This is a genomic window from Candidatus Cloacimonadota bacterium, assembly GCA_034722995.1.
Lineage (GTDB): Bacteria > Cloacimonadota > Cloacimonadia > JGIOTU-2 > JGIOTU-2 > JAGMCF01.
In genome coordinates this window covers 1-24,609 of the sequence record JAYEOL010000016.1, presented here as the reverse complement: position 1 = coordinate 24,609, position 24,609 = coordinate 1, and the positions used below count along the sequence as shown (strand labels likewise).

General features: G+C 31.8%; 17 protein-coding genes. 3 read left to right on the top strand and 14 right to left on the bottom strand.

Annotated elements, in window-relative coordinates; translation table 11 throughout:
- Positions 1 to 962, bottom strand: a 962-nt coding sequence (locus tag U9R23_02190; protein MEA3475246.1) for a serpin family protein, incomplete at its 3' end; no start/stop codon positions are given.
- Between the two features lie 658 nt (positions 963 to 1,620).
- Between U9R23_02190 and U9R23_02185 the strand changes: the two genes are divergently transcribed.
- Positions 1,621 to 3,633 carry a T9SS type A sorting domain-containing protein gene (locus U9R23_02185; protein MEA3475245.1) on the top strand — a complete coding sequence of 671 codons (2,013 nt, stop codon included), beginning with the start codon at positions 1,621 to 1,623 and terminating at the stop codon, positions 3,631 to 3,633.
- A 286-nt stretch (positions 3,634 to 3,919) separates the two neighbouring features.
- Here the strand turns inward: U9R23_02185 and U9R23_02180 are convergent, their stop codons facing one another.
- The 3 genes from U9R23_02180 to U9R23_02170 form a co-directional block, all read right to left on the bottom strand.
- Positions 3,920 to 4,693: a phosphatase PAP2 family protein gene (locus U9R23_02180; protein ID MEA3475244.1), complete on the bottom strand. Its 774-nt coding sequence runs from the start codon at positions 4,691 to 4,693 to the stop codon at positions 3,920 to 3,922.
- A 157-nt stretch (positions 4,694 to 4,850) separates the two neighbouring features.
- A complete protein-coding gene (gene argF / locus U9R23_02175) occupies positions 4,851 to 5,825 on the bottom strand; it encodes an ornithine carbamoyltransferase (protein MEA3475243.1) in 975 nt (324 codons plus the stop codon).
- Between the two features lie 25 nt (positions 5,826 to 5,850).
- Complete coding sequence (locus tag U9R23_02170; GenBank protein MEA3475242.1) at positions 5,851 to 6,813, bottom strand: KpsF/GutQ family sugar-phosphate isomerase; 963 nt, start codon at positions 6,811 to 6,813, stop codon at positions 5,851 to 5,853.
- A gap of 134 nt (positions 6,814 to 6,947) precedes the next feature.
- Between U9R23_02170 and U9R23_02165 the strand changes: the two genes are divergently transcribed.
- Both U9R23_02165 and hflX read left to right on the top strand, forming a co-directional pair.
- Complete coding sequence (locus tag U9R23_02165; GenBank protein MEA3475241.1) at positions 6,948 to 8,693, top strand: T9SS type A sorting domain-containing protein; 1,746 nt, start codon at positions 6,948 to 6,950, stop codon at positions 8,691 to 8,693.
- Between the two features lie 21 nt (positions 8,694 to 8,714).
- On the top strand, positions 8,715 to 10,037 hold the full coding sequence (gene hflX / locus U9R23_02160) for a GTPase HflX (GenBank protein MEA3475240.1): 1,323 nt from the start codon (positions 8,715 to 8,717) through the stop codon (positions 10,035 to 10,037).
- Between the two features lie 52 nt (positions 10,038 to 10,089).
- On the opposite strand, the gene dnaN is transcribed toward hflX, so the two are convergent.
- From dnaN to U9R23_02110, 10 genes are all read right to left on the bottom strand, one after another.
- The gene (gene dnaN / locus U9R23_02155) at positions 10,090 to 11,220 is read right to left on the bottom strand and encodes a DNA polymerase III subunit beta (protein ID MEA3475239.1); all 1,131 of its coding nucleotides are present in this window, start codon (positions 11,218 to 11,220) and stop codon (positions 10,090 to 10,092) included.
- Between the two features lie 73 nt (positions 11,221 to 11,293).
- A complete protein-coding gene (locus U9R23_02150) occupies positions 11,294 to 11,566 on the bottom strand; it encodes an HU family DNA-binding protein (protein ID MEA3475238.1) in 273 nt (90 codons plus the stop codon).
- A 96-nt stretch (positions 11,567 to 11,662) separates the two neighbouring features.
- Complete coding sequence (gene lpxA, locus U9R23_02145) at positions 11,663 to 12,439, bottom strand: acyl-ACP--UDP-N-acetylglucosamine O-acyltransferase (GenBank protein MEA3475237.1); 777 nt, start codon at positions 12,437 to 12,439, stop codon at positions 11,663 to 11,665.
- The gene (locus U9R23_02140) at positions 12,436 to 13,839 is read right to left on the bottom strand and encodes a bifunctional UDP-3-O-[3-hydroxymyristoyl] N-acetylglucosamine deacetylase/3-hydroxyacyl-ACP dehydratase (GenBank protein MEA3475236.1); all 1,404 of its coding nucleotides are present in this window, start codon (positions 13,837 to 13,839) and stop codon (positions 12,436 to 12,438) included. The genes lpxA and U9R23_02140 overlap by 4 nt, the downstream gene beginning before the upstream one ends.
- Positions 13,832 to 14,878 (bottom strand): UDP-3-O-(3-hydroxymyristoyl)glucosamine N-acyltransferase, encoded by a 1,047-nt coding sequence (gene lpxD, locus U9R23_02135; protein ID MEA3475235.1) that lies wholly within the window; start codon positions 14,876 to 14,878, stop codon positions 13,832 to 13,834. The genes U9R23_02140 and lpxD overlap by 8 nt, the downstream gene beginning before the upstream one ends.
- The gene (locus U9R23_02130) at positions 14,878 to 15,447 is read right to left on the bottom strand and encodes an OmpH family outer membrane protein (GenBank protein ID MEA3475234.1); all 570 of its coding nucleotides are present in this window, start codon (positions 15,445 to 15,447) and stop codon (positions 14,878 to 14,880) included. The genes lpxD and U9R23_02130 overlap by 1 nt, the downstream gene beginning before the upstream one ends.
- A 76-nt stretch (positions 15,448 to 15,523) precedes the next feature.
- Entirely contained in the window at positions 15,524 to 17,770 is a 2,247-nt protein-coding gene (gene bamA / locus U9R23_02125) for an outer membrane protein assembly factor BamA (GenBank protein MEA3475233.1), read from the bottom strand.
- Between the two features lie 114 nt (positions 17,771 to 17,884).
- Positions 17,885 to 21,925: a hypothetical protein gene (locus tag U9R23_02120; GenBank protein ID MEA3475232.1), complete on the bottom strand. Its 4,041-nt coding sequence runs from the start codon at positions 21,923 to 21,925 to the stop codon at positions 17,885 to 17,887.
- 101 nt (positions 21,926 to 22,026) lie between these two features.
- Complete coding sequence (locus U9R23_02115) at positions 22,027 to 22,713, bottom strand: ABC transporter ATP-binding protein (protein MEA3475231.1); 687 nt, start codon at positions 22,711 to 22,713, stop codon at positions 22,027 to 22,029.
- 628 nt (positions 22,714 to 23,341) lie between these two features.
- Entirely contained in the window at positions 23,342 to 24,514 is a 1,173-nt protein-coding gene (locus U9R23_02110) for an FtsX-like permease family protein (GenBank protein ID MEA3475230.1), read from the bottom strand.
- Positions 24,515 to 24,609 lie beyond the last annotated feature (95 nt).

Sequence of the window (24,609 nt, the reverse complement as noted above, 5' to 3'; positions counted from 1 at the left end):
GCATCTGTCATACCCATAAATGAGAGAGTCTTGCCCAAAGAAAATTCTGAGGTCATTTTAAATTTAGGAAGATACACTATGACATCTTCTTTACTAAAATTCATCCAGTTTTTGAGATTATTTATATTAAGATTGTGTTCCAGTTTTTGTAGTCCATCAATTTTCTTTGGAAGCAAAACAATCATAGAGAGCTCATTACCCAGGTAAGGTAACTCAAGAATCTGCAAGCTGTCATTTTCACTATAAAGAAATTTACTTTGCTGTCGCATCACAGGGCAATTAACTGTATCTTTGGAGTTCAACCAGAAAGGCATCTTCTTTGTAAATCTTTTTTCAAATTCCCTTTCCCATTTTCCCTTAAAATAAATAGCGTTTACCAGAACAAGGCGTGTTAATGGATTAAGAATTCCAGGCTTTATTAATTCCTTAATCTTGTCATTTGTTTGCTGTTCTACCCATCTGTTAATTCTGTTTCTTGCATCCTCACATTCTGTAATAAAATTTACAAAATTGATTTTCCCCTGATAGTAATCATTTATAATATTAAGAAATTCTTTAAGAAATGTATAACCCTTTTGACACCAGATAGAATTTGCAATACTAAGTTCAATATCTCCTTTTTCTTGCACAGTATTCAAGTGCTTCTGGAGCTCTGAAAATGCAGAATAAAGACTATCATCTTTTAATATAAAGTAAAGCACATCAGCCATCTGTTTTTCTGTTTTTCCCCGAGCACCAGCATAGGTCATTGCAAGTGCTGTTGAAATACTGTATGGAGAGAAGAATAGATTGCCTTCCTTTTCTTTCAGTTTGGCATAGAGGTTAAATGCAAATTCTGTGTTTCCTTGTACCACAGAATTCGTATCTGAGGCTTCATCAGACCATACAGGAATATTGAAGTCAAAAACTGCAAACGCCAGGGCAGCTAACAAGGTAAGAGATATTTTTTCTAAATTATTCATGAGTCTGCTCTAAAAACCCCTGAAGGGGTTAAATTTAGGTTCTTTTTACATTCTACTAACACTATGATAGCTTGGAAGTTAGCCCACAACTTTAGTTGTGGGAAACATAACCCAATAAGCCAATTTTACCCATTTTAATGGTTTTTATAGTGGACTCATTCATATTTATTAACACAATTTTTAAAAACTAAGTTTCAATAAAATTTATATGGGCACTTTGAGAATAAAATCACTAAATTTACAAATAATTTTGTGAAATTACCTGTCAAGAAAATTTATTTTCTTTTTAGAAATTAAAAAAAGTTTGACAAACAATTTTTTAAAATATTTTTTTGTTAAAAATTATTCTGGAAGTAAAAAGTAATTTGCTTAAGGTTTATTCTAAATTATAATGAAAACTAAATGTAATCTTAACCAAAAATTAACAAGGTATTTATACATAATTAACAGAGAAAAGGTATAATAATATTGAAAAGAAATGAGTTCTATTTTTGTATGGATAAAATGCTAATTTATTTGATAGGAAATAATCCGAAGGATACCTTCGGTATGAAACGATAATGTCACAAATAGGTGGATTTACATTGTTATGTTAACCATTTAAAATAAAAAGTCCCGATGATCCCCGATTTAATCGAGGAGGGACAAAGGAGAAAAAATGAAAAAAATACTAATGGCTTTAATTGTTGGTCTGTTTGTAGTTGGATTTAGTTCGTTGGCGTTTGCTCAAAATTTAGTAACAAATGGTGATCTTGAATTATGGACTGGTGGTATACCTGATAATTGGGATCATGTTGAAAATATAACACAAGAAACTACAAACATTCATGGAGGTACTTATTCTGCAGCACATCAATCAGCTTCTACAAAAGATTTTGGGCACGAGTATATTACTGGAATAATTGCAGGACATGATTATACTTTGAGTTATTATTATTTTGATAATGATAATAACGCAAAAACAAGACTTTGGTCAAAATGGAAGGATGATAGTGGTTCTACAGTAGGTTCAACCATTGAAAGCTCTTATTCTACAAATAATGCAAATTGGCAATTTTACACAACCACAGTTACAGCACCAGCAAATGCTACACAATTTTATCTTGAAGTTAGAGTATATGCAGAAGATACCTCTGGTGGTTACGTATACTATGATGATTTTTCTTTAACAGATGAGGGTGTAGCAACGCCAGTTATGGAAAGCGCTTATTCAATAAGTAACACAGCTATAGACGTCTTTTATAATATTGATGTAACTTCTGTTGACCCAGCGGATTATAGCTTAACAGGCACAGCCGCTATCACATTCTCATCTGCCACTATTGATGGAAGTAATGCAAAACTTGTTCATCTTACAGGAGCATCACCAAGTATGACAGGAGATACTACAGTTGATAATATTGCAGATGCAGCCAATAGTACTAATTACGATTTCTATGCTGGAATTATGCCCATTGCTAATACAAATACACTTGTTGCTGGTGGACCTATTAGTAATGACACCCTTGCAACATTTCAAGGAATAGTTTCCGCAAACGATGCTTACAATAGTGTTTGGATTAGCGATGCTTCTGGTGCCTATAACGGTGTATTAATTTATGATTGGAATTTTGATGCTTTAGTAGCAGTTGGCGATGAAATTCTATTTACTGCAAAGAGACATTCATATTTCGCACTTAGCGAATTAATAAACCCCACTTTACTAAATACTATATCATCAGGAAATTCTCCATATGGACCTTCCATAATAGATGGTTCAGATATTAATGAAACTTTAGGAAGTAATACTAATCCTGGCGAAAAGTGGGAAGGTCAACTTGTAAAAATTCAAAATTTCTATGTAGATTCTTATACTAACTATGATTATGTGTGTTCTTGCGGTTCAGATACTTTCCATGTTGGTGATAATGTGGATTATCATTTTGGCGTTTTCTCGTTAATTGTTGGAGAAACATATCAAGAGATGACAGGTGTTGTTGATTGGGATAATTCAGGACCATATTATAGAATAAATCCCAGAGATAATGATGACCAAACCCTCCCAGTAGAACTTTCCTCATTCACTGCAGAATATACTATCAACCAAGCTGAACAGGGATATGTTTCAGTTAACTGGAAAACTGCAAGTGAGACAGATGTGATTGGATTCAATATTTATCGTAATATTGGAGAAACATACGGACCATCTAATAAAATCAATAGCGACATAATTAAAGGAAATGGCACTACAACGCTGATGCATACATATTCATTTAAAGACGAAGAAGCAGATATTTACACCTCATATTATTACTGGCTTGAAGTAGTAAATCTTGGTGGAACAAATGATATTCACGGTCCAATTAAATATAAGTCAATTGATATTGATGGTAATGGAGAATTGAATATTATTTCTGGAAATTTGAATCCCTGCTTTCCTAATCCTGTTCAACTTGGAAATGAGATAAACTTTAAGTTTATGGTTGGTGGTCTTGAAGGAAATACTAAATATGTTGAACTTAAAGTGTATAATGTTTTAGGTGAATTGGTTGCAGAAATAGTTAATGAAGATAGAATGGTCAATGAATATACAGAAACATGGGCTCCAAGGAATCTATCTGCTGGTGTTTATTTCTATCAGCTCAAGACTGAAAACTTTAATGAAGTAAAGAAGTTGGTTATAGTTAGATAAGGTTTTCTTTCTTCTCAATATATTATCCCCGAAGTTAATCACTTCGGGGATTTTTATTTAAATCAAAATAATTTCCACGAACTACATTGACTTGCACGAATTTTTCCTACCTTTGACACCCAACAATAGAAAAATATGACAAATGCAAATGATCCAACACCATTTATAATGATGTTTGAAAAAATAAACAAGATTACAAATCTTGTTTGATCTATAGTTTTATTCGGGGATTTTTTAAAATGTGAGACCTTAAAGATTTCCCAAACCGAAGGTCTTTGCAAATTATCTATATTTTCATTGATAGAAAAATAGAATTTCCTGTAAAATGAAAAGATACTTTTGAATCTTTTGCTCTATGCAGGGTTGGAATCAAATATCCAAAAGCAGAGCCAATCATTGCTCCTCCGATAATATCTGTTGGAAAGTGGTCTCCACTTGCAATTCGTAAGACGCCTGTTGCTGTTGCTAAAGAAAGATTCACAATCCAAAAAATAGTTGGATACTGTCCACCTCTCTCCTGATATAGATATGAGCCAAAAACTGCTGCTGAAAATGCTGTTGTGGTATGCATAGATGGAAAAGAAAATCTTGCATCACGATTTTTTTTTCTTGAACTATCTGCTTGGTCATTATATGTATATGGACGATTCCTTTTTGTTAAAAACTTACACCATTTGGTTATACCAGCTTGTAAGTACATTGTCTCACCATAAATAACCATATCTGAAAGAAAATTCTCTTTATCAATAAGAAGTGAGGTTCCAATTGGGATTAGAAAGTTGGTATAAACGGTATAATCGCTTACTTTTTTCAAATTCAAATCATATAAATCTGCGGCAAATCTATCTAAAACGAAAATCTTATTTTTGTCCAATTCCTTGATTTTATCGTATGAAAGCCCATCAATCGTTCTTTTATATGAATTGGCAGATAAATCTAAACCCAAAGAGGAGATAATAATCGGGACATCTAATTTGTATGATAATTTCCACTCATCTGCTTGGAGGAAATTAAATAAAAGCAAGAAAATAAATATACAATAGACTATTTTCTTCTTCACTTTTGCCTTTTACGGAACAGTCCCCGCGGACGCGGGGATCCGTGCTACTTTCCTTCTTGACCTACGAAGCTTCAGCGAAGTAGGTTTACCTTTAATCTTTAATCTTTCAATCTTTAATCTTTTTTTGCTTTTTGCCACTGCTGCTGCCGACTGCCACTCATAGAGTTGCCACCATAATTGCTTGGATTGTCCAAACACGGTTTTCTGCTTCGTCAAAAACTCTGGAATATTTACTTTCAAAGACTTCATCTGTTACCTCGCAAATTTCTGGATATTTCTTTACTGTTTCTGTTTCAAGATTATGAAAGGAAGGCAAGCAATGCATAAATATCGTATTATCATTTTCTGTTTTCTTTATCATATCAATATTAACCTGATATAGTTTTAGGAGAGCAATTCTTTCTGCAATTTTATCCTCTTCGCCCATAGAAGCCCAGATGTCTGTATAAATTACTTTACAACCTTTCACACCCTCATCTACAGAATCAGTAATAGTTATCTTTGCACCGCTATCTTTTGCAAATAATAGGCATTCTTCAACGAGTTTTTTTTGTGGGAACAATGATTTTGGAGCCACAATACGAAAGTCCATACCCATTTTTGATGCACCAATCATTAATGAATTTGCGACATTATTTCTTCCATCACCGACATAAGCGAATTTTACACCTTTTAAAAAACCAAATTGTTCCTGCACAATCATAAAATCTGCTAAAATTTGTGTTGGATGATAAAGGTCAGTAAGTCCATTCCAAACTGGAACTCCAGAATATTTTGCAAGAGATTCCACTGTTTTTTGTTCAAATCCGCGAAAACCAATACCATCAAACATTCTTCCAAGAACTCTTGCAGTGTCCTCAATAGTTTCTTTCTTCCCAAATTGAATATCATTCTTTCCAAGGAATTCTGCATGCGCACCTTCATTATAAGCAGCAGTTACAAAAGCACAGCGAGTTCGTGTGGAAGTTTTCTCAAAAAGCAAAGCGATATTTTTTCCTTCAAGCTTCTTTTGTAATGTGTGTGTTTTTTTTGCTTTCTTTAACTCAATAGCATTTAGAATCAAATATGCTATCCCCTCTTTAGATAGTGTTTTTAGAGTTAATAAGCTTTTTCCTTTAAAATCAAAAGACATCTCTTCTCCTACATATTATTTTATATTAAACCAAACCAGCTTTTATCAAGTCGTGCATATGAATCATTGCAATAGGTTTATTATCATTATCAACAACAGGTATCATAGTAATTGCATATTCTTCCATTAAATTGAGAGCATTTATGCACAAACTATTTTGTGTAATAGATTTTGGATTTTTTGTCATCAGCAGATTAACTTCTAACTCCAATGGATTATCATATTTTTGCAAGATTCTACGCAAATCGCCATCTGTTATTATACCAACCAATTTTCCAGAGTCATCAATAATACTCACACATCCAAGCCCCTTTGAAGTCATAACAAGAATTGCATCTTTAAGTTTTTTATGAGAATCAATTACCGGATTTTCATCTTTAGAATGCATAATATCATTAACTTTTAGGAGCAATCTCTTACCAATTATACCACCTGGATGAAGAAGAGCAAAGTCATCTTTCTGAAAATTCTTCTTTCTAAGGACAATTGTAGCAAGAGCATTACCCATAGAAAGAGCGGTTGTGGTGCTTGCCATTGGCACTAATCCTAATGGTTCAAAATCCTTTGGCACCCCAATATAAATGATAGCATCACTCAATTTTGCTAAGGTAGATTTACAATTACTTGTCAAACAGATAATGCCGTTCTGATGCTTTTTGAAGAACGGAATAATATCAATTAGTTCTTGAGTTTCTCCACTATTAGAAATCATAACAACAACATCTTTGCAATCTACCATTCCAAGATCACCATGTATTCCTTCTGCAGGATGAAGGTATATTGATGGAGTTCCCGTGCTCGCCAGAGTTGCAGAAATCTTACGACCAATTATCCCTGTTTTTCCTATACCAGTTATAACTATTTTTCCTTTACAATTCATAATCAGCTCAATAGCTTTATTTACATTATCATCCACCTTTTCTGAAATTTCTAATATTGCTCGTGCTTCTTTCTTTAGAATTTCTATAATATTGTTTTTTACATCCATATTTATACTTCCTCTATGAAAAACTTATAACACTAAATTTAAATTCACACTTTTAAGTCAAATTTTTAGTTTTTTTAATGAATTTCCTTGACAATTTTTATCATAAAATATTTTTTGCTTCTTAAGAGGAAAAGATGAAAAATTCGCTGACAAAATTAGACTTCCAGTTGGCTTACTTGGCAATGCTGACAAAAAAACAAATAAAGCCTTTAAGCCGCTGGGAGAAAAGAACTTCTTCAAAAGAAGTCAGAATTTTGAAGAAACATGACCTAAAAGTAGAAACTGTGCAGAGAAAACTTTTGAACGGAAAACATACTTCCGAAACTATCTTTAGCACTAAATCCAGATACATAGACATCTATCTGAAAAACTTTGATAATCAACCTGTTGCAATACAACAATCTGACAGGGAAAAGGAAGGATTTCTTTTTGGCTATCCTTCTTGTTGTGTAAAAAACTTTGTTGAAAACGGATACACAAAAAATCCATATATTGGCAAAGAACAGGAAATACTTTTTCACTGGGTTTGTCCACACTGCAGGATTACACCTTCGCTTATTCCATATTATCAGAAAGTTCACAATGAATGCAAACAATTATTTTCAGAAGCAGAGGTAAAACTTTTGCCACATCATATTGCAAATCTTGGCAGAAAAGCATTACCAGTAGCTGCTGCTTTTTTATTAGCTTCAGGAGTATCTCTTCTTGCTGAGGACCACTGGTTACCAGTTGCTGATAACCCAGATAACGACTATCTTAGTTACAGAGAGGAAATCCTTTTGGGGACTCATTATTTTAGTTTGTATCCTACTTCTGCAGACTCAATCGCAAAATCATACAAAACCATAATTGATTCCTTACCCAGAGAAACATCTGATACCACCTGCTATGCTATTGATAATTATGTTTATGGAATTTATCAATGCCCAATTTGTGGAGAATGGTTCAATATGGGATATGTTGCTGTGTATAATCCTCTTCGTAATCTTGAAATAGATATTCCTTATATGGCACTCCATTTTATGGAGCATGGCAGTTTCTCTTATGCTATTGGACAGGATACTACTCGTATTGATATTGAACTTTTGAAAGAGGTCTTATCACCACTTGATATTGACCATCTTTCTGTAACTACTTTGAATGATAATGACAATGATGGACTGAATAACCCTTCTGAATTATATTTTGAGACTGATCCTGAAAATCCCAACACTCACAATATAGGAATTGATGATGGACAGGAAATTACCGAAGCAATAATTGAGCATATCAGCGATTTGCCAACTACTTATTTTGGAGGAACACCTCCTACTGATCATGTTTATTTGGAATATTGTGAAGTTTGGGGATTAGAAACATGCAATATATGTGGACAAGAAGTAAATATGGGTTATGTTGATATTATCAATCCTATACAAGGAACTTCACTAAACTTTCCAATTATTGGATTACACTATATATCTCATGGACGCTTTGCTTACGCAGGTAGCACTAATCAAGGAGAGATTGACCCAATTGAATTAGCCACGGTTCTGGATATTGATTTAACAAGCATTGACCACTTGCCAGAAATAGCTGAAAAATATGAATATCAATTGATAAACTTCCCTAATCCTTTTACTGGCTCAACCACGATTTCTTTTTTCAACACAAAGGCCGCAAAGCCCACAAAGATAAAAGTTTATAATTTAACAGGGCAATTGGTGAAAGAGTTAGTCCCCGATTTAATCAGGGATAGAGGTAAGGGGTTAGGAGTTATTGAAGCAGAATGGGATGGAACTGACGAAAAAAGTAAACCAGTCCCAAGTGGAATATATCTTTATAAACTGGAAATTGATGGGAAAACCAAAGTTAGCCAGAAGATGCTGCTTCTAAGATAAACTATTTCCGTGAGGTAAGGCATTTTTAATACTGAAGTAAAAACTGAAAAAGCAATTTTAGTTGGTCTTCAAACCGAAGATAAAACAAGTTATGATGTTGAAGAATCATTAAAGGAATTATCACTTTTAACTGAAACTTCAAATGTGGAAGTAGTTGGGGTTGAAAAACAGGCAAGACCTCATCCACACTCTGTATATTATATTGGTTCTGGAAAAGCAAAAAGTGTAGCTCAACTTGCGAAAAATAAGCAAGCAAATGTCATAATTTTTGATGATAATCTGTCACCCTCTCAGGATAGAAATCTATCAAAAATTACAAATCTAAAAATAATTGACCGCACACAATTAATCTTAGATATATTTGCTCAACATGCAAAAACCAGACAAAGTAAGCTTCAGGTTGAGTTAGCACAACTTGAGTATAATCTCTCCAGACTTAAAGGAAAATGGAGTCATCTCTCCAGAATAGAAGGTGGTATTGGCTTTCGCGGTCCAGGTGAAAAACAATTAGAGGTTGACCGAAGACGAATTAATGATAGGATTTCTTTCCTTAAGTCAAAGCTAAAAATTGTTGAAAAAACCACTAAGATTAAACGGAAAAAACGAAGGAATCTTTTTTCAGTTGGAATCGTTGGTTATACTAATGCTGGCAAAACTACTGTATTGAATAAGTTAACATCATCCAACATTTATACTGCTAATAAATTATTCGCTACTTTGGATACAACGACAAAAGGTAAAACATTATCTTCTAAAGATAAAATTACTATTTCAGATACAATTGGTTTTATTCGTAAACTTCCTCCATACTTAGTTTCTGCTTTTCATGCTACTTTGCAAGAAGTAATAAACGCTGATTTACTTCTTCATATAATTGACATTTATCATCCAAAATTGTATGAATATATAGAAACAGTTTTTTCTACTTTGAAGGAAATTGGGGCGGAAGATCACGAGATGCTACTTGTTTTTAATAAAATTGATTTACTGCCAAGGTATCAGTTCCTTTTTACAAAGAAAAAATTAAAGATGGATTTTCCAAACTCTGTATTTGTATCAGCCAAATCAGGCGAATCTTTTGAAGAGATTGAAAAATATATTGAAAAAATCTTATCTGAAAGGAAGCAAAGAGTTAATCTGAAAATTCCAAATAATAATCAAAAATTAGTTTCATTCTTATACAGCAACGCAGAAATTTTAAGCAAAAAATACAACAACAATTTTTCAAGATTCAGAATCAAGATTCCATATAAACTATATGCTCAAAAGTTTGATATCTTCAGAAAATATGAAATTAAAACCAGGCGTATGGCTGGAAGGCGAGCAGTAAATCGTCACAAATAAAAAAGCACCAATTAGAAAACTGGTGCTTATTATCAACTTTTTATACAAGAAATTATGTGCTCTCGGACAATCTTAAAGGCATTAGTAGAAAAACATTCTCTTCGTTTTCAGGATATTCTGTATTGTAAAATAATACTGGGTCTAAACTATTCTCAAATTTAATTTGAACCTTTTCGCTATCAATAAGATTTAATATTTCCAACAAATATTTATAGTTAAAACCAATCTGAAAACTTTCAATTTTAGTTGATTCAGCACTGATTTCCAAAATTTCATCTGCCGAACCTTTCTCAACATCTTCAGAGGAAATCTCTAATTGATTTTTTGAAAAATTCAGCATTACAGTAAAGGTGTCTTCAGAAGCAAGCAGAGAAACCCGATGAACAGCATTTTTTAATGACTCTAAATCTATCTCAACGATTTTGGAATTGTCGTATGGAATAACAGCTTCATAGTCAGGATAATTAGCTTCAATTAAGCGGGAATAGATTTTATATGAGTTATAATCAAAGCTAATAGCACTTTCTTCTGCAAGTATTCTCAAATCTGGAATCTCATCAGTAATTATTCTTCGGACAAGATTTAGTCCTTTGATTGGCATAATTATGCTTCTCTTCTCAATATTTAGTGGAAGTTGGATTTCATATTTTCCCAATCTTTTTCCATCAGTAGCGACCATTTTCTGTAAATGCTCATCTAATTCCCAAAGAATTCCAGAGAATGCGGGGCGTCCAAATTGGTCAGCAACAGCAAAAGATGTTTTTTCAGCTATCTTAGAAAACAATTTAGCATTGATTGTAAAACTACTTTCCCAGTTTCTTTCTGGGATTTCTGGAAAGTCTTCTGGATTTGCACAAATTAAACTGAAATCCGTATTAAGACATTTAATCCTACATTTATTTTCTTTTACAGAAAAATGAATTTCGTCTTCAGGAATATATCTGATTATCTCTGTAATATTTTTGGCCGGAATTGCAATTTTCCCACCTTCTTTTACCTGACATTCTATTTCTGAAACAGCAGTAACTTCCAAATCTGTAGAGGATAATCTAATGATATTGTTTTCTTCATCAGCTTCAAGCAATATGTTTGTAAGAATTGGTAATGGATTCCGAATTGGAACGATACTGTTTATAAATTGTATTTTATTTAAGATTTGATTTTTTTCAATTGAAAATTTCATTTTGAATCCTAATTAGTTTGTATAAAAAAAGCAAGGAGAAGGGCATTCCCCTTGCTTTTTTATGAAAATAATACTACTTTACAGCTTCCTTCAATTTTTTTCCGGGTTTGAATTTGGCTACTTTGGTGGCTGGAATATTAATTTTGGCACCTGTTGCAGGATTTACACCAATACGTGCAGCCCTTTTTACCACACTAAAAGTACCAAAACCAACAAGTGTCACCTTTTCGCCTCTTTCCAAACTTAGCTTAATACTATCAAGAATTGTGTTGATAGCATCACCTGCCTTCTTTTTGGAAACATCAATTCCCATCGCAACCTTTTCAATCAACTCTTGCTTTGTCATATAATCCTCCAAGATCTTTTTATGAAACTTCTGTGTCACATAAATTAGCATTAGTTTTATACTTGTCAAATTTTTTATTATATTTTAACATTTTTATTATTTAGCAATGCCTCTTTTAGAGTTCTGGACAAACTCTAAAAAATGTGCAACCTCATCAATTATCTCTACATCATCTTGAATCTTATTGACTGCCTGAGTGGTATTTAGATGGAAATTATAAAATATTCTATATGTCTTTTTTAAGAGAATTCTCGTCTTCTTCGGAAAATCATTTCGCATTAATCCAACTGAATTTAATCCGACTGTTTTATAAGGAATTCCAGTGCCTTTTGTATAGGGGGCAACATCCTGGGTAATCCTTGAAAACCCACCTATGAAAGAATAGCATCCAATTCTAACAAATTGATGAACTGGTGTCATTCCACCAATTGATGCTCTATCCTCAATCAGAACATGTCCTGCAAGGTTAACACAATTTGCTATAATAACATGATTTCCTAGTTGACAATTATGAGCTATATGCGTATGTGTCATTAGTAAACAGTTCTCACCAATCTTTGTTGGATAGTCTACACTGGTAGAACGATTTATAGTCACAAATTCTCTAACTACAGTTCCATCTCCAATAATCGTTTTTATGTTTTCACCTTTATATTTCAGGTCTTGCGGTATTGTGCCAATCACAGCGGAGTGAAAGATACGACAATTTTTGCCTATATCGGTTCTGCCATCAACAACGACATTAGAAGCTATCTGTACGCCTTTTCTGATTTTAACTTCAGGCCCAATAATTGTAAAAGGTCCTATAACTACATCCTCTTCTATTTCTGCATTTTTATCAACAATTGCTGTAGGATGAATTTTGATTGTCATTTCTTTACAACCTTTGCTTTAAAAACGCCTTCACAAACAAGCTCATTATCAACATAAGCCTTGCCTTCCATAATTGTCATACCTACTTTAGATTTTACTAATCTCATTTTGAACTCCAACCTATCACCAGGCACAACAGGTTTTCGGAATTTAACTTTATCTATTGAGACAAAGTAAGCAACATAGTCTTGCGGGTTCTCACACTCATTAAGAATTAATATTCCACCAGTTTGAGCCATAGCTTCTATAATCAACACCCCGGGCATAACTGGATGTCCTGGGAAATGTCCTTGAAAAAATGGTTCATTGGTTGAGACATTTTTCACCCCAACTATATTTTCTCCGGCTACAAACCCTGTTATTTTATCAACTAATAGGAATGGATAGCGATGAGGTAAGATACGTTTAATTGCTTCATTGTCAAAAACTACACCTTTTACAAGTTTTTTCTGGTATTTAGCTTTAAGAATCTCATTTTCATATAATTTACGAATCTTCTTTATTAATTCAATATTAGTTTTATGTCCAGAGCGAGCAGCAAGAATATGCCCTTTTAGAGGGATGCCAAGCAATGCGAGATCTCCTATTAAATCTACGACTTTATGCCTGACGAACTCATTATAATAACGCAATGGTTTGGAATTAAGTATCTTATCTTCATTCAATTTCAACTTACCTTTAAAACCAAAAAGTTCTTTTAATTCTTGAAATTCAGGGTCAGACATATCATCTTCTCCAATTACAACAGCATTATCTAAACTGCCACCTTTTATTAATCCTGCTGCTCTGAGCGATTTTATATCCTTTACAAAGCAGAATGTCCTGGCTGATGCAAATCCTTCCTCAAATTCATCTCTTAACGAAACCATAGAAGTGTATTGAGGTTTAAAATTAGGATGGTCAAAATCAATAAAAAAAGTGATTTTTAAAGATTCTGATGGGACAACGACGACATCAACATTATGTTCAGGGACTGAGAAAGACATTGGCTTTGTAATTGCAAGGTATTTTCGTTCAGCATCTTGCTCAACTATCTTACTCTTACGAAGTGCCTTGACAAATTCAATAGCGCTGCCATCTGCAACTGGAAGCTCTTCGCCATCAACCTCAACAATAATGTTGTCTATTTCTAAACCCCTTATTGCAGCTAAAACATGCTCAATTGTAGAAACCTTAACTTCTTTTATACCAATATTTGTACCTCTTTCAAGGCTGGTTACATGTTTGAGGTCAGCGGGAATTTCTGGCTTCCCTGGCAAATCTACCCTACGAAAAATAATACCTGTATTTGCAGGTGCTGGTTTGAAAGTCACTGTGCATATTTTCCCTGTATGCAATCCAATACCAGTATAGCTTGTAGGATTTTTAACAGTTTGTTGATTTTCTATGCTTTCAAACATTCTTATCCTCTTTCATCAATTTGTGAAAATACTTCCGAATTTCTGGCAATTCCCTCATAGCAAGTATGATTTTTTTCTGTAATTTCACATCAACAGCGGGATAACCAAAAATAATCTTATCATCTTCAATATTTTTTGATACACCAGATTGAGCTGCAACTTTAACTCTTTTTCCTATCTTAATATGATCTGCAATGCCGACCTGTCCTGCTAAGACTGAATTTTCTCCTATCTCTGAACTTCCTGCTATACCCACTTGAGCACAAAGAATAACATTTTTATCAATTATATCATTATGGGCAATTTGAACTAAATTATCAATTTTAGTTCCTTTTTTTATAATTGTATCACTCAATGTTCCTCTATCAATAGTAACATTAGCTCCGATTTCTACATCATCTTCAATTATTACTCTACCGATTTGTGGTATCTTCTGATGTTTTGCTCCATCCCATAAATAGCCAAAACCATCCGAGCCAATTATACTACCAGCGTGGATTCTTACATTTTTTCCAATCACTGTTTCTGCATAAATGGCAACATTAGGGAAAAGATGAGAACCTTCTCCAATCTGTGAATCGCGTTTTACAACAGTATTGGCTTCAATCTCTATCCTGTCATCTAACTTTACCCTTTGCTCTATAACAACATTAGAAGACATTTTGATATTTTTGGGTAGAACAACAGAAGAATCAATGACAGCACTTGGATGGACATCCGTACCTGATATTTTTTTAGTCTCTTGTTTTAAAAAAAATTTTACTATCCTTAAAAAGGAAAGATATGGCTTTTCACACAGGATGTAATTCCTACTTGGAATTTTAGAAAGGTCTTCGTCTTTATGTATGATTATAAGACCTGCTTCTGATTTTATGAAAGAACTCAAATATTTTTCGTCTTGAAAAAAAGCTACTGAAGAAGCATCCGCGTCTTTTAAGCTTGCAACAGAATTGAGAACCGAGCCCTTAACTAATATAAGTTCACCTTGAGCAATTCTCTTAGCCTGTGCGAGAGTAATAGAATTCTTAAAAACTTTCATTATTCAGTGGATTCTTTTAACTTTTGTAAAACTAAATTTGTTATATCCATTTCTTCATTTTTTGCATAAACAACACTTCCTTGTGCTGAATTCAAAACCATATCAAAGCCCTTTTCTTCAGCAATAGTATTAATAGTCTCACGGACTTTTTTACTTATGGGCTTCATTAATTCAAGTTGTTTTTCATCAGCCCGATTAATAAGTTCATTATGAAGTTCATACAATTCTCTCTTTTTTTGCTGAATAAGATCTTGTTTTTCTTTTTTTACCTTATCAGTAACGATTGGCGGAAGGTTAGCATATTCTTCCTCCAAATATGTTATCTCGTCCTCTTTTTCAGCTAATTCCCTATCCCATTCGTTTACTTTCTGTTGAAACTGTTGTTCTGCTTCAGCCACTTCTGTCAATTCATTATAGATACGGTCAACATCTACAAATGCTATCTTAAAATCACCTGCGTTTAATACTGGGACAACAAGCAAGAAAATCATAAAGTAAAGAATCATCTTTTTCCCAGAGGAATTCCCGAAAAATCGGGACGGGCAAAGACTAAACATAGTTTTTAACATCTTAAGCTCCTTTTTTATCTGATATAATCTAATAAATTTTACTTAATATTTTATTCTTTTGTAAGATTGGAACCTTTTAAAAAGTTGTTCCAAATTGAAAATGGGTTTGCCACTTATTCTTAGCTTCTTTATCAAAGCCGTAGGCATAATCAAATCCGATTAGGCCCATAGGCGACATTATTCTTATACCGATGCCTGCACCTTTTTTCAATCCACGTACATTCATTTCTGAAAGATAATTATACGAATTTCCAGCATCAAGAAATAGCACTCCGATTATCTGGTCCCCAGAGATTGGAAAAGTAACCTCAGATGAACAGATCAATTCTGCTCTGCCACCTTCTAATGAAGGAATGACACTTCTATCTGCATATCCTCTTATTCCATCAGGACCAGTTCCACCAGGATAAAATCTTTCATCAGGCGGCACATTATCTGATTCTCCAAACTCTTTAACATAACCTATTCTCCACTTCATCCCTAATGCGACTTTCCAAAAAAGTTTTAAATACCAATTAGTTTGAACGATTTCTTTATAATAATTTTCATTACCTCCTATTGGACCTCCTGCCAATTCAGTATATAATCTTATAAGTGAGCCTTCACTTGGACGAAGAATATTATCCCTTCCATCTCTTTCTAAAGTAACAAAAATATTATTTGTTAATTGAAAGCCTTTATCAACCAACTCTTGAAGGTCATGTGAGACCTCATCCCCGGAATTGAGAATTTCATATTTTTTTTGTATAAGTGAGTAACCACAAGTAATCTTTGAATAATCAATCCAGGGAATCATTGTGCCAATACGAATGCCACCTCCTGTTCTATAAATTCTATAATTCCAGTCATTCCAATCTCTCTTTGTATGATATATATCAAAACCAATAAGTGTATTTGTATCAAATAAATATGGGTTAGTAAAACTTATGTTATAGTTTTGCTTTATTCCACTGAATTCCCATTGTAAGGCAAGCCGCCATGCATTTCCTAATATATTGTTATGTGCAAAAGAGATAAAACCAACTAATTTATCCCTTTGATCAAAACTAACTCCAGCATTTGCAGTACCAGATTGCTTATCCTTAACAATGAAAATCAAATCAATATCACCTTTATCATTAATTTGACGATAATCTAATCCAATATTCGGTTCAAAAAAACCAAGATTATAAATATTCCTTTGACTCCGCATTAATAAGGACTGGCGAAAATAATCACCAGGAACAATTGCGAGTTGCCTTCGGATAATCTTCTCTTTCGTTTTTGTGTTTCCCTTAATATATATCTTGCGAACCCTTGCACGAGTATTTTCAGAAATGTTAAGAATTATATTAAGATAATCATTTTCTTTTTTTATATCTTGACTAATAGTAGAATAAATATATCCTTCTTCATAATATAAAGAGTGCACTATATTCAGTTTATTATTAAACTTTTCTTGATCAAAAATCTCACCTGACTTGAACTTAAATTGATTCAGAATATCTTGATCGCTAAATCGGTAATTTCCTTCAACTGTAACAGAACCAATTTTGTATTGATTTCCTTCATAAATTTCTATCTTAAGAATAAGATTTCCTTTATCATCATACTCAGAATCCCAACTTTTAACTGCTGCATCAATGAATCCCTTTGAGTGATAATAATCTTCAATTCTTATAATGTCTTGCTCAAACTTCTCCAGTTTAAATTCACCTGACCGGAATAAACTATTTCTCTTTGTTTTGATAATCTTTCTAAGCTTCTTGTCACCTACTTGATTATTTCCAATAAATCTTATCTCTTTTACTGTAACTTTTTGGCCTTCATTAATTAAAATTGTTAATCCAATCTTATTTGATTGTAGTTCCTTCTCATCAAAACTTACAGATGCCAGTCTATACCCTTTATCATAATACAGCGAGAGAATATGATTTTGTGTTTTAAACTTTCTTTCGTCTGACCAATAATCCCCTTTTACAATATTTATCGCCGCTCTAATATCTTCGTTTTTTATCTTTTTATTACCAGTAATAAGTATCTCTTGAATAATCGGATATTCTGCAACCTTTATAATGATTTCCACACCTTTTTCAGAATCAACTTTATTAATATCAATTTTTTTGAATAGACCTAACTTGTAAATACTTTTTATTGCTTGAGATATATTTTCTTGAGAGTAAATATCTCCAGGAGCAAGACCAGAGGTAGATTCAATTAGTTTGGTACTAACATTAATGTTTCCAAATACAGAAATATCAGTAATGTATTTATAATCATAAGCTGAGAAACAAACAGCAGAAAAAGCAAAAAATATTAAAAATAAAAATATCTTTATTCTCATATAATTTCTAATCTTTAACTCCATATTTTATTTATTCCACAATTTGCCATTTGAAATTTATTAGTAAAGTTTTTTGGAATAATTAATTAAATTGTCAATTTTTGCCGAATTTGTCTAAAAATTAATAACTGTTTCAAGTGAAATCCTTTGTATGTCATCACCTGTATTAGGAGAAAATCTATAAAGATATGTCAGACGGAAATTAAGAGGTAAATCATATCTAAAAGATATTTCGTGCTGTACTCCAATTTTGATTGCCTTACTTGATGTCAATTCTTTTTGAACTAAAGCCTCATAGTTGATATACCAATTAGGTGTAATATATTTTCCCATAGTAACGGATAGATTCTCAAGAATAATATCTTTACTCAATTCCGAAATCCTCTCAAATTGGGATTCAGGCTCAGTTTCTGGCATTAGATCCTCTTCTGAAATTATCAAGCCACTCTCCCGCATAATATTTCCCATAAAGCCAGTCTTAAGCCTGAAGAAATCTAAACCAAGAAATTGTCTAATTGTACTTTCAACAGGCATCAGTATTGAACCAAACAATAGATTTCCTAATTCATCACTGGCGATTTTAATTGCCTCCTCTCTGTATAAATTACTCATCTCCTCTTCAGAAAGTTCATTGATATTTTTACCATAATGAAGTTTTGATAAGATGCTGAGCATAGTAACATCTTTTGGATTATCACTATGAAGTGTAATTCTAAAATTACCATAATCAGATGGATAAACTTTTTTACCTAATTTATTTTCCTCTGCAGATGTCAAATTTAAGTATATCGTAGAACCATCAGGGGTTTTCTTTTGAAAGTCAGCGTTAATTTGAATTCTTTTATCAAATTGACCTTTCTTTATTTCCACATTATCGACCTTGAATGTTTCGCCAAACAATCTAATTTCACCTCTATGGGAGTTAGCATCAAAGTAAACATCTGTCTTCTTGTTTTCTGGATTTGTGCGAAAGCTTATAAAATTATCATGATCAATATAAAGATTTATGGCATTATAAGTAAACCACATATTTTTTTGAAATACCAAATCAAAATTATAATTTATTGGCACATCAGAACCAAATAAATTAGTTCCAGCTTTACGCGGCGGATTTGTAATCCTGCCATTTGCAAGAAGAATCTTACCAGAAAATTTGAAAGCATCGTCTTCATTATAAATTCTAAAAAATTCATCTTTAAAACCTTTCAATTGAATGTCAACCAACGCTCTTTCTGGCATATAATCAGATATATGGACAGAAATTCCTTTTTTATCCGTAGTTAGGAGAATAGTTCCAAATTCAAGTCCACCAATGTTAATATTTCGCGATTCATCTTCAAAACTATTCAATATTAATAATTTTCCATCACCAATTTTTATTGACCCTTCTAATTTTTTAATCTGATTCTCTGCCAAGTCTGCATGTAGATTTATTTCTTTTAATCTTTCTGGTTGACCCTTTATTTGCATCTCACCATCTTTAATGTCCAATGCTCCTGATTTCAATACGACCTTTTTCTCTTTAGTCGCTAATGTTAGATTCAACTTTGTGCTACTTGATGCTTGGTTAATATTATCTATATAATTAGCAATTATTGAAAGATAATCTCCTTCAACTGATATATTAAGTCTGTCAGGATTATCATAAAATTGCTTTTCAAAAAAGTTGTAACTGTAGTTTCCTTTGGCTGTTGCTTTATATTTCTCTGATTTAACAATTTTAAAGTTATTTAGATAAAAAATTTCATTATCCTGAAAAAATTGAGCAGATAAAGTATCATACTTTGTTGTGAATATTTTACCATCTTTTAAATCAAAATTGCAAAGAAGTCTTGGCTTGTGTAAAGTCCCTGTGGTAAGTATTTCGTAATTTCCAACACCATAAAAAGGTGCATCCAATAAGTCATCTTTTATATTGATGTTATTTCCTTTGCCATATAGATTAAATAAGTTTCTGTTAGATAAAGAAATGCTTGCATTCCCTTCAAATATATCCTTTTTGTCATTATGTATCTTAATATTATTAAAGTTTAACATTTTTTTGTCATTTAAGTCAAATGACAAATATGCACCTAATGGATTAATTTTATCATTAAATAAAAGGCTATCAACTTGTATATTGCCTGTTATAAGTGTATCCTTATCACTCGCAAACTCTATTCTTCCGTTAATATTACCCAAAATTTCTTGTCTATCACCAGACAATGAGAAAATATTGTTAACTTTATTAATAGAAAGAGCAGTCAACTGCATAGAACCTTTATAATAAAAGGTCTTTTTGTTATTTATCGGTAGAGTAAATTTTCCTGTAAGAAAAATAGCATCATCAATGGAAATTTTTTTCAAGAGAATAGAATCTGCATGAGTTGTTGCTATACAATTTAATGAATAATTTTTATCCTGAATTCTTAAACTATCAGAATGTAATTTTATAATTCCTTTATTATTTTCACTTTCTAATGGATAATTTCCAGATAAAATAATCTTGCCATTTATATGATTATTTTTTTGTTCTGGAAAATTCAAAAGTCCATTCCAGTTCACATTTTCAGAGCTCATTGAAATATTTATATCTGAATCTAAATTAGGTTCAAACTCTTTCAGCCATCTAAATTTATCTTTATATAATCTATTTAATGAGAGGTTATCACTTTTAATGTTCATTGAAAACTCAGTCCCGACGGATTGAGAAAGTATATTATTTCCTTGTCCGGATAATGTGATTGAGTAATCAGAATTACGAAATGTAAACATTAGTTTATTGTCAATTAATTTTATTTTTCCACTTAAATGATTTAAATCAATAATCTGTTTAGATAATTCAAGTTCAGAAATATCTGCTACCAACCTGGGATTTTTTATATTGCCAGATAGTTGGGTAACTACATTGCCATTAAATTCCAGGTTTTTAAATGGGTATTGAAATTGAGTGGCTGATAATCTAAACTTGATTTCAGAATCTTTTAAATTATTTTTATTTAAAGTAATATTGCCTAAAAAACTTACTGGATTATCTTTTATTGCAAATTTGCCGGAATGAAAGTCAACTATGTCTTTCTGATAAGAAACATTTCCTGATAAACTCTTAATATTTTGCGAATAGGCTTTAATTGATGGGCATTGATACTTTAATTCAATTCTATAATCACTGAATTTGTCCTTTATCCTGCCTTTAAATGATAAAATACCATTTATTCCTGGACTAAATTTTCCTATATCAATACTACCTGAGCGAATCTTTAAATCAAATTCTGGATCCTTTGTAAGATAGTTAATTATTTTGCCAGTGATAAAACTATCATAATCAAACCAACTTATTTTAGCCTCTTTATTAAAAACTAATTCATTTTCATACAGATTGCAATTTATATCACTTGCAAAAATTGTTTGGTCTTCAACTTCCAAATTAAGGGAATCCGCTGAAATCATTCCAGAATCTATTTTCCCATTTCTTATCGGCAGCATCATATTAATTTTACCATTCTGAAGTTTCATCTTATTGATTTCAATTTGTGGGAGTGTGAAGTCAGTCATTGACACATCAAAATCAGAACTTTCCTTTTCATAGATTCCAGCTATGTTGATTTTCCCTTTATCATCTGAATGCTCTGCTGAAAAATTAATTTCCCATCGGTCTCCGTCTTTTTTTAATTTCAACTTAACAAAATTCAGTTTTTCTTGAAACTTAAGTTTCTTTTTACATTTTATATTAATTGTTCCATTTATTATTGAAATATAACTAAGTTGTTTTAAAAAGTTTCCAATCTTGTAATTACCAATATTCTTTTTCATTTTTTCAGGTTGAATATTATATGAAAATATTGGTGAAAAACATCTTATTTTTCTTATAGCTTTCGTTATATTAAAATGGTTTAAAATTAAATCCCAGAAATTATATTCAAAATACAATTGCCTGGAAGTAAAGTTATATTCATTTTCTATATTATGAACCTCAATGTCTGTAATCTGTATAAATTTAGTTGTAAAATTGAATCTTTTGAAGTCAATATCAGCATTTAGTTTAGAGCCAAGTTTTTCTGTAAGAGCATCTGATAAATATGTTTTAATATCAACAAAGCGAGAGAACAGAAAGAATAGAAGATTAATTAGCAAAAGAATTGCTACAACGATTATTAGCCATTTTCTTTTTCGCATATATAATTCATCCGCTAATTTCGAACTTAAAAGTTAAAACACGCAATTTTGAAATTATATTAAACATTAAAATATCCCAATATAAGCATTTTCTATGCTCTTTATGAACGAGTTCTAAGTTTTAATCTACCATCTGAGAGTTTGTACAAAATTTCCGCTCTTTCTGCTAAACCTTCATTATGAGTAACGAGCAGAAGTGATATTGAAAACATTTTGTTTAATTCCCAAAGTAACTCTATCAACTCCTCACTGTGATATTTATCCAGATTTCCAGTTGGTTCATCTGCTAAAATCAGTTCTGGATTATTAATTAATGCTCTTGCCACAGCAATTCTTTGTTGCTCTCCCCCACTCAATTGATTTGGATAATGATCTTTCCTATCAGATAAATCTAATTTTGAAAGTAGTAAATCAGCAGCACTTAAACTTTCAATATATGATTTTCCGGAAATTAACATAGGCATTGCAACATTTTCAATAGATGTTAATTCTGGCAAAAGATGATGAAATTGAAATACAAATCCAATATTTCTATTACGAAATCGTGCCAATTCTCTATCCGACAATTTTCCAATATCGTTTCCATTAAAATAAATTTTTCCTTTGTTTGGTTTATCAAGTGTACCGAGAATATGCAAAAGTGTGCTCTTCCCACTACCGGATATTCCGGTAATTGAGACAATCTTTCCTTTCTCCATTTCAAAATCTAAATTATCAAGTACTATTAGTTCCTTTTCTTTTATGCCTTCAAAATAACTTTTACAAATTTTTTCAGCTTTTATTATCATCTTTTACCCCAAGATTTCACTTTAGAGAACATAGAGATTAATTTTTGTTAATCACAGAAAACATCAATTAACAACGAATTTTAATTTTTACCAAAAAATGAAAATATATTTTTAAATCCTAACCTGGACGAGCCAGAACCAAAAAGGAATTTATTTAACCATTGGTTTACACCGATAATCACCGATTAAATTCATAATTCAAAATTAATAATTTCTAAATTCAAATTTCTAATGTCAAATAAAATGACAAAGCCCAAATGTCCAATTATTTGATAATCCCAATTTATTATGACCCCGTATTGGAGATTCTTTAAGATCAATTTTTGATATTTGTTCACCCCGTTAGATATTCATCATATTAGATTTTTACAATATTATATCGTAAAATTATCTTACGGGTAAATTTGACATTTATCCGCCAGCTGGCGGATTATTAGAAATTAGAAATTTGTAATTAGTCATTTAAATAGCCTTTATAAAAGCGTTTTTATGCATAGTAAATATTTTGCCAAAAATTACAATAATTTCATTTATAAGATCCTAATCCATAATTCTAAATTGAATTTATCTCTTCCGCCTGCCACTGCCACTGCTCCTGCCACTGCCACTGCCACTGCTCCTGCCACTCTCATTTCTTCGTACCCCTTATTATTGACACTGCATCCATTTTTGCAATCTTTTTTAATGGAAAGTATGCTGAACCGAGAATAATTAAACCTGAAACAATTACTATATAAACAAAGTCTATTGGATTATTCTTAACGATTAACTTATCAACCAAATACACATCACTTTCAATTTTTACTAAATCAGTATAAGTCAATATTTGAGATAATATTATTCCTAATAATAAACCCAAGATAATTCCTGAAAATCCAATTATAATATTCCTATGTAAAAATATTTGTTTTATATCCTTGTTTTGCGCACCCATTGCTTTTAATATACCAATTTGCTTTTTTTTATCAAAAATATGCATTGCAAGCACACTTGTCATTCCAAATCCGGCTACTACAATTATTAAACCAAGGATAATAAAAATGACCCATTTCTCTAATTTTAACAAAGTAAAAAGATTACTATTAAGTTCTATCCAATTAGTTACATTGAATGGATAACCAAGTTCTTTTAACAACAATTCAGAATGCATTGATGTGTTTTGAATCTCATCAGAAATCAATTTTACAGCAATGCCAGAATATTGTTCATTCATATTTAAGAATTGCTGTGATTCTTTTATATTAAGGAAAAGGAGTGAATTATCAAAATCAAACATTCCAGAAGAAAAAATGCCAGAAATCTTTATATACTCTCTTTTAGGAATTATACCTGCAAATGTTATATCTGCATTCATAGGAGTAATAATGCTAATTGTATCACCTATTTCAACATTTAGTCTTTTGGCTACTTTTTCTCCAATAACCCCATATTTTCCCTTTTGAATAAACCTTCCTTTACTGATAAATTCATTAAATCTTGTAGTTTGACCTTCTGATTCATAATCAATTCCTCGCAAGATAACACCAGCCATTTTATTTCCGGACTTTTTATGATTAATTGCCATTCCTTCTGTATAGATAAAAGGTGCATAAGAAAATACTGCATCTGTCGTATCTAAAATTGATTTTATCTTAGAAAACTCGTTATCATTAATAGTTTTATTAGAATATTTTAAAATATAGATATGTGCATTAACACCGAGTATTATTTCTTTAAGCAACTTTTGATAACCACTAAAAAGTGCTAAAGAGACAGTAAGAGATATTACCCCAATAGTAATACCTACTATTGATATGAGCACATTAAAAGAAAAAAAATCTCGTTTCTTTTTTAAACTAAAAAATTTATTTATAAAAAATTTTTGAAAGTTCATTATTAATATTTAAATTTTTGATA

Bases quoted from the DNA above. Each gene is read 5' to 3' on its own strand.
- U9R23_02185 (MEA3475245.1), top strand. From the start codon at position 1,621: ATGAAAAAAATACTAATGGCTTTAATTGTTGGTCTGTTTGTAGTTGGA.
- argF (MEA3475243.1), bottom strand. From the start codon at position 5,825: ATGTCTTTTGATTTTAAAGGAAAAAGCTTATTAACTCTAAAAACACTA.
- U9R23_02170 (MEA3475242.1), bottom strand. From the start codon at position 6,813: ATGGATGTAAAAAACAATATTATAGAAATTCTAAAGAAAGAAGCACGA.
- U9R23_02165 (MEA3475241.1), top strand. From the start codon at position 6,948: ATGAAAAATTCGCTGACAAAATTAGACTTCCAGTTGGCTTACTTGGCA.
- dnaN (MEA3475239.1), bottom strand. From the start codon at position 11,220: ATGAAATTTTCAATTGAAAAAAATCAAATCTTAAATAAAATACAATTT.
- U9R23_02150 (MEA3475238.1), bottom strand. From the start codon at position 11,566: ATGACAAAGCAAGAGTTGATTGAAAAGGTTGCGATGGGAATTGATGTT.
- lpxA (MEA3475237.1), bottom strand. From the start codon at position 12,439: ATGACAATCAAAATTCATCCTACAGCAATTGTTGATAAAAATGCAGAA.
- U9R23_02140 (MEA3475236.1), bottom strand. From the start codon at position 13,839: ATGTTTGAAAGCATAGAAAATCAACAAACTGTTAAAAATCCTACAAGC.
- lpxD (MEA3475235.1), bottom strand. From the start codon at position 14,878: ATGAAAGTTTTTAAGAATTCTATTACTCTCGCACAGGCTAAGAGAATT.
- U9R23_02130 (MEA3475234.1), bottom strand. From the start codon at position 15,447: ATGTTAAAAACTATGTTTAGTCTTTGCCCGTCCCGATTTTTCGGGAAT.
- bamA (MEA3475233.1), bottom strand. From the start codon at position 17,770: ATGAGAATAAAGATATTTTTATTTTTAATATTTTTTGCTTTTTCTGCT.
- U9R23_02120 (MEA3475232.1), bottom strand. From the start codon at position 21,925: ATGCGAAAAAGAAAATGGCTAATAATCGTTGTAGCAATTCTTTTGCTA.
- U9R23_02115 (MEA3475231.1), bottom strand. From the start codon at position 22,713: ATGATAATAAAAGCTGAAAAAATTTGTAAAAGTTATTTTGAAGGCATA.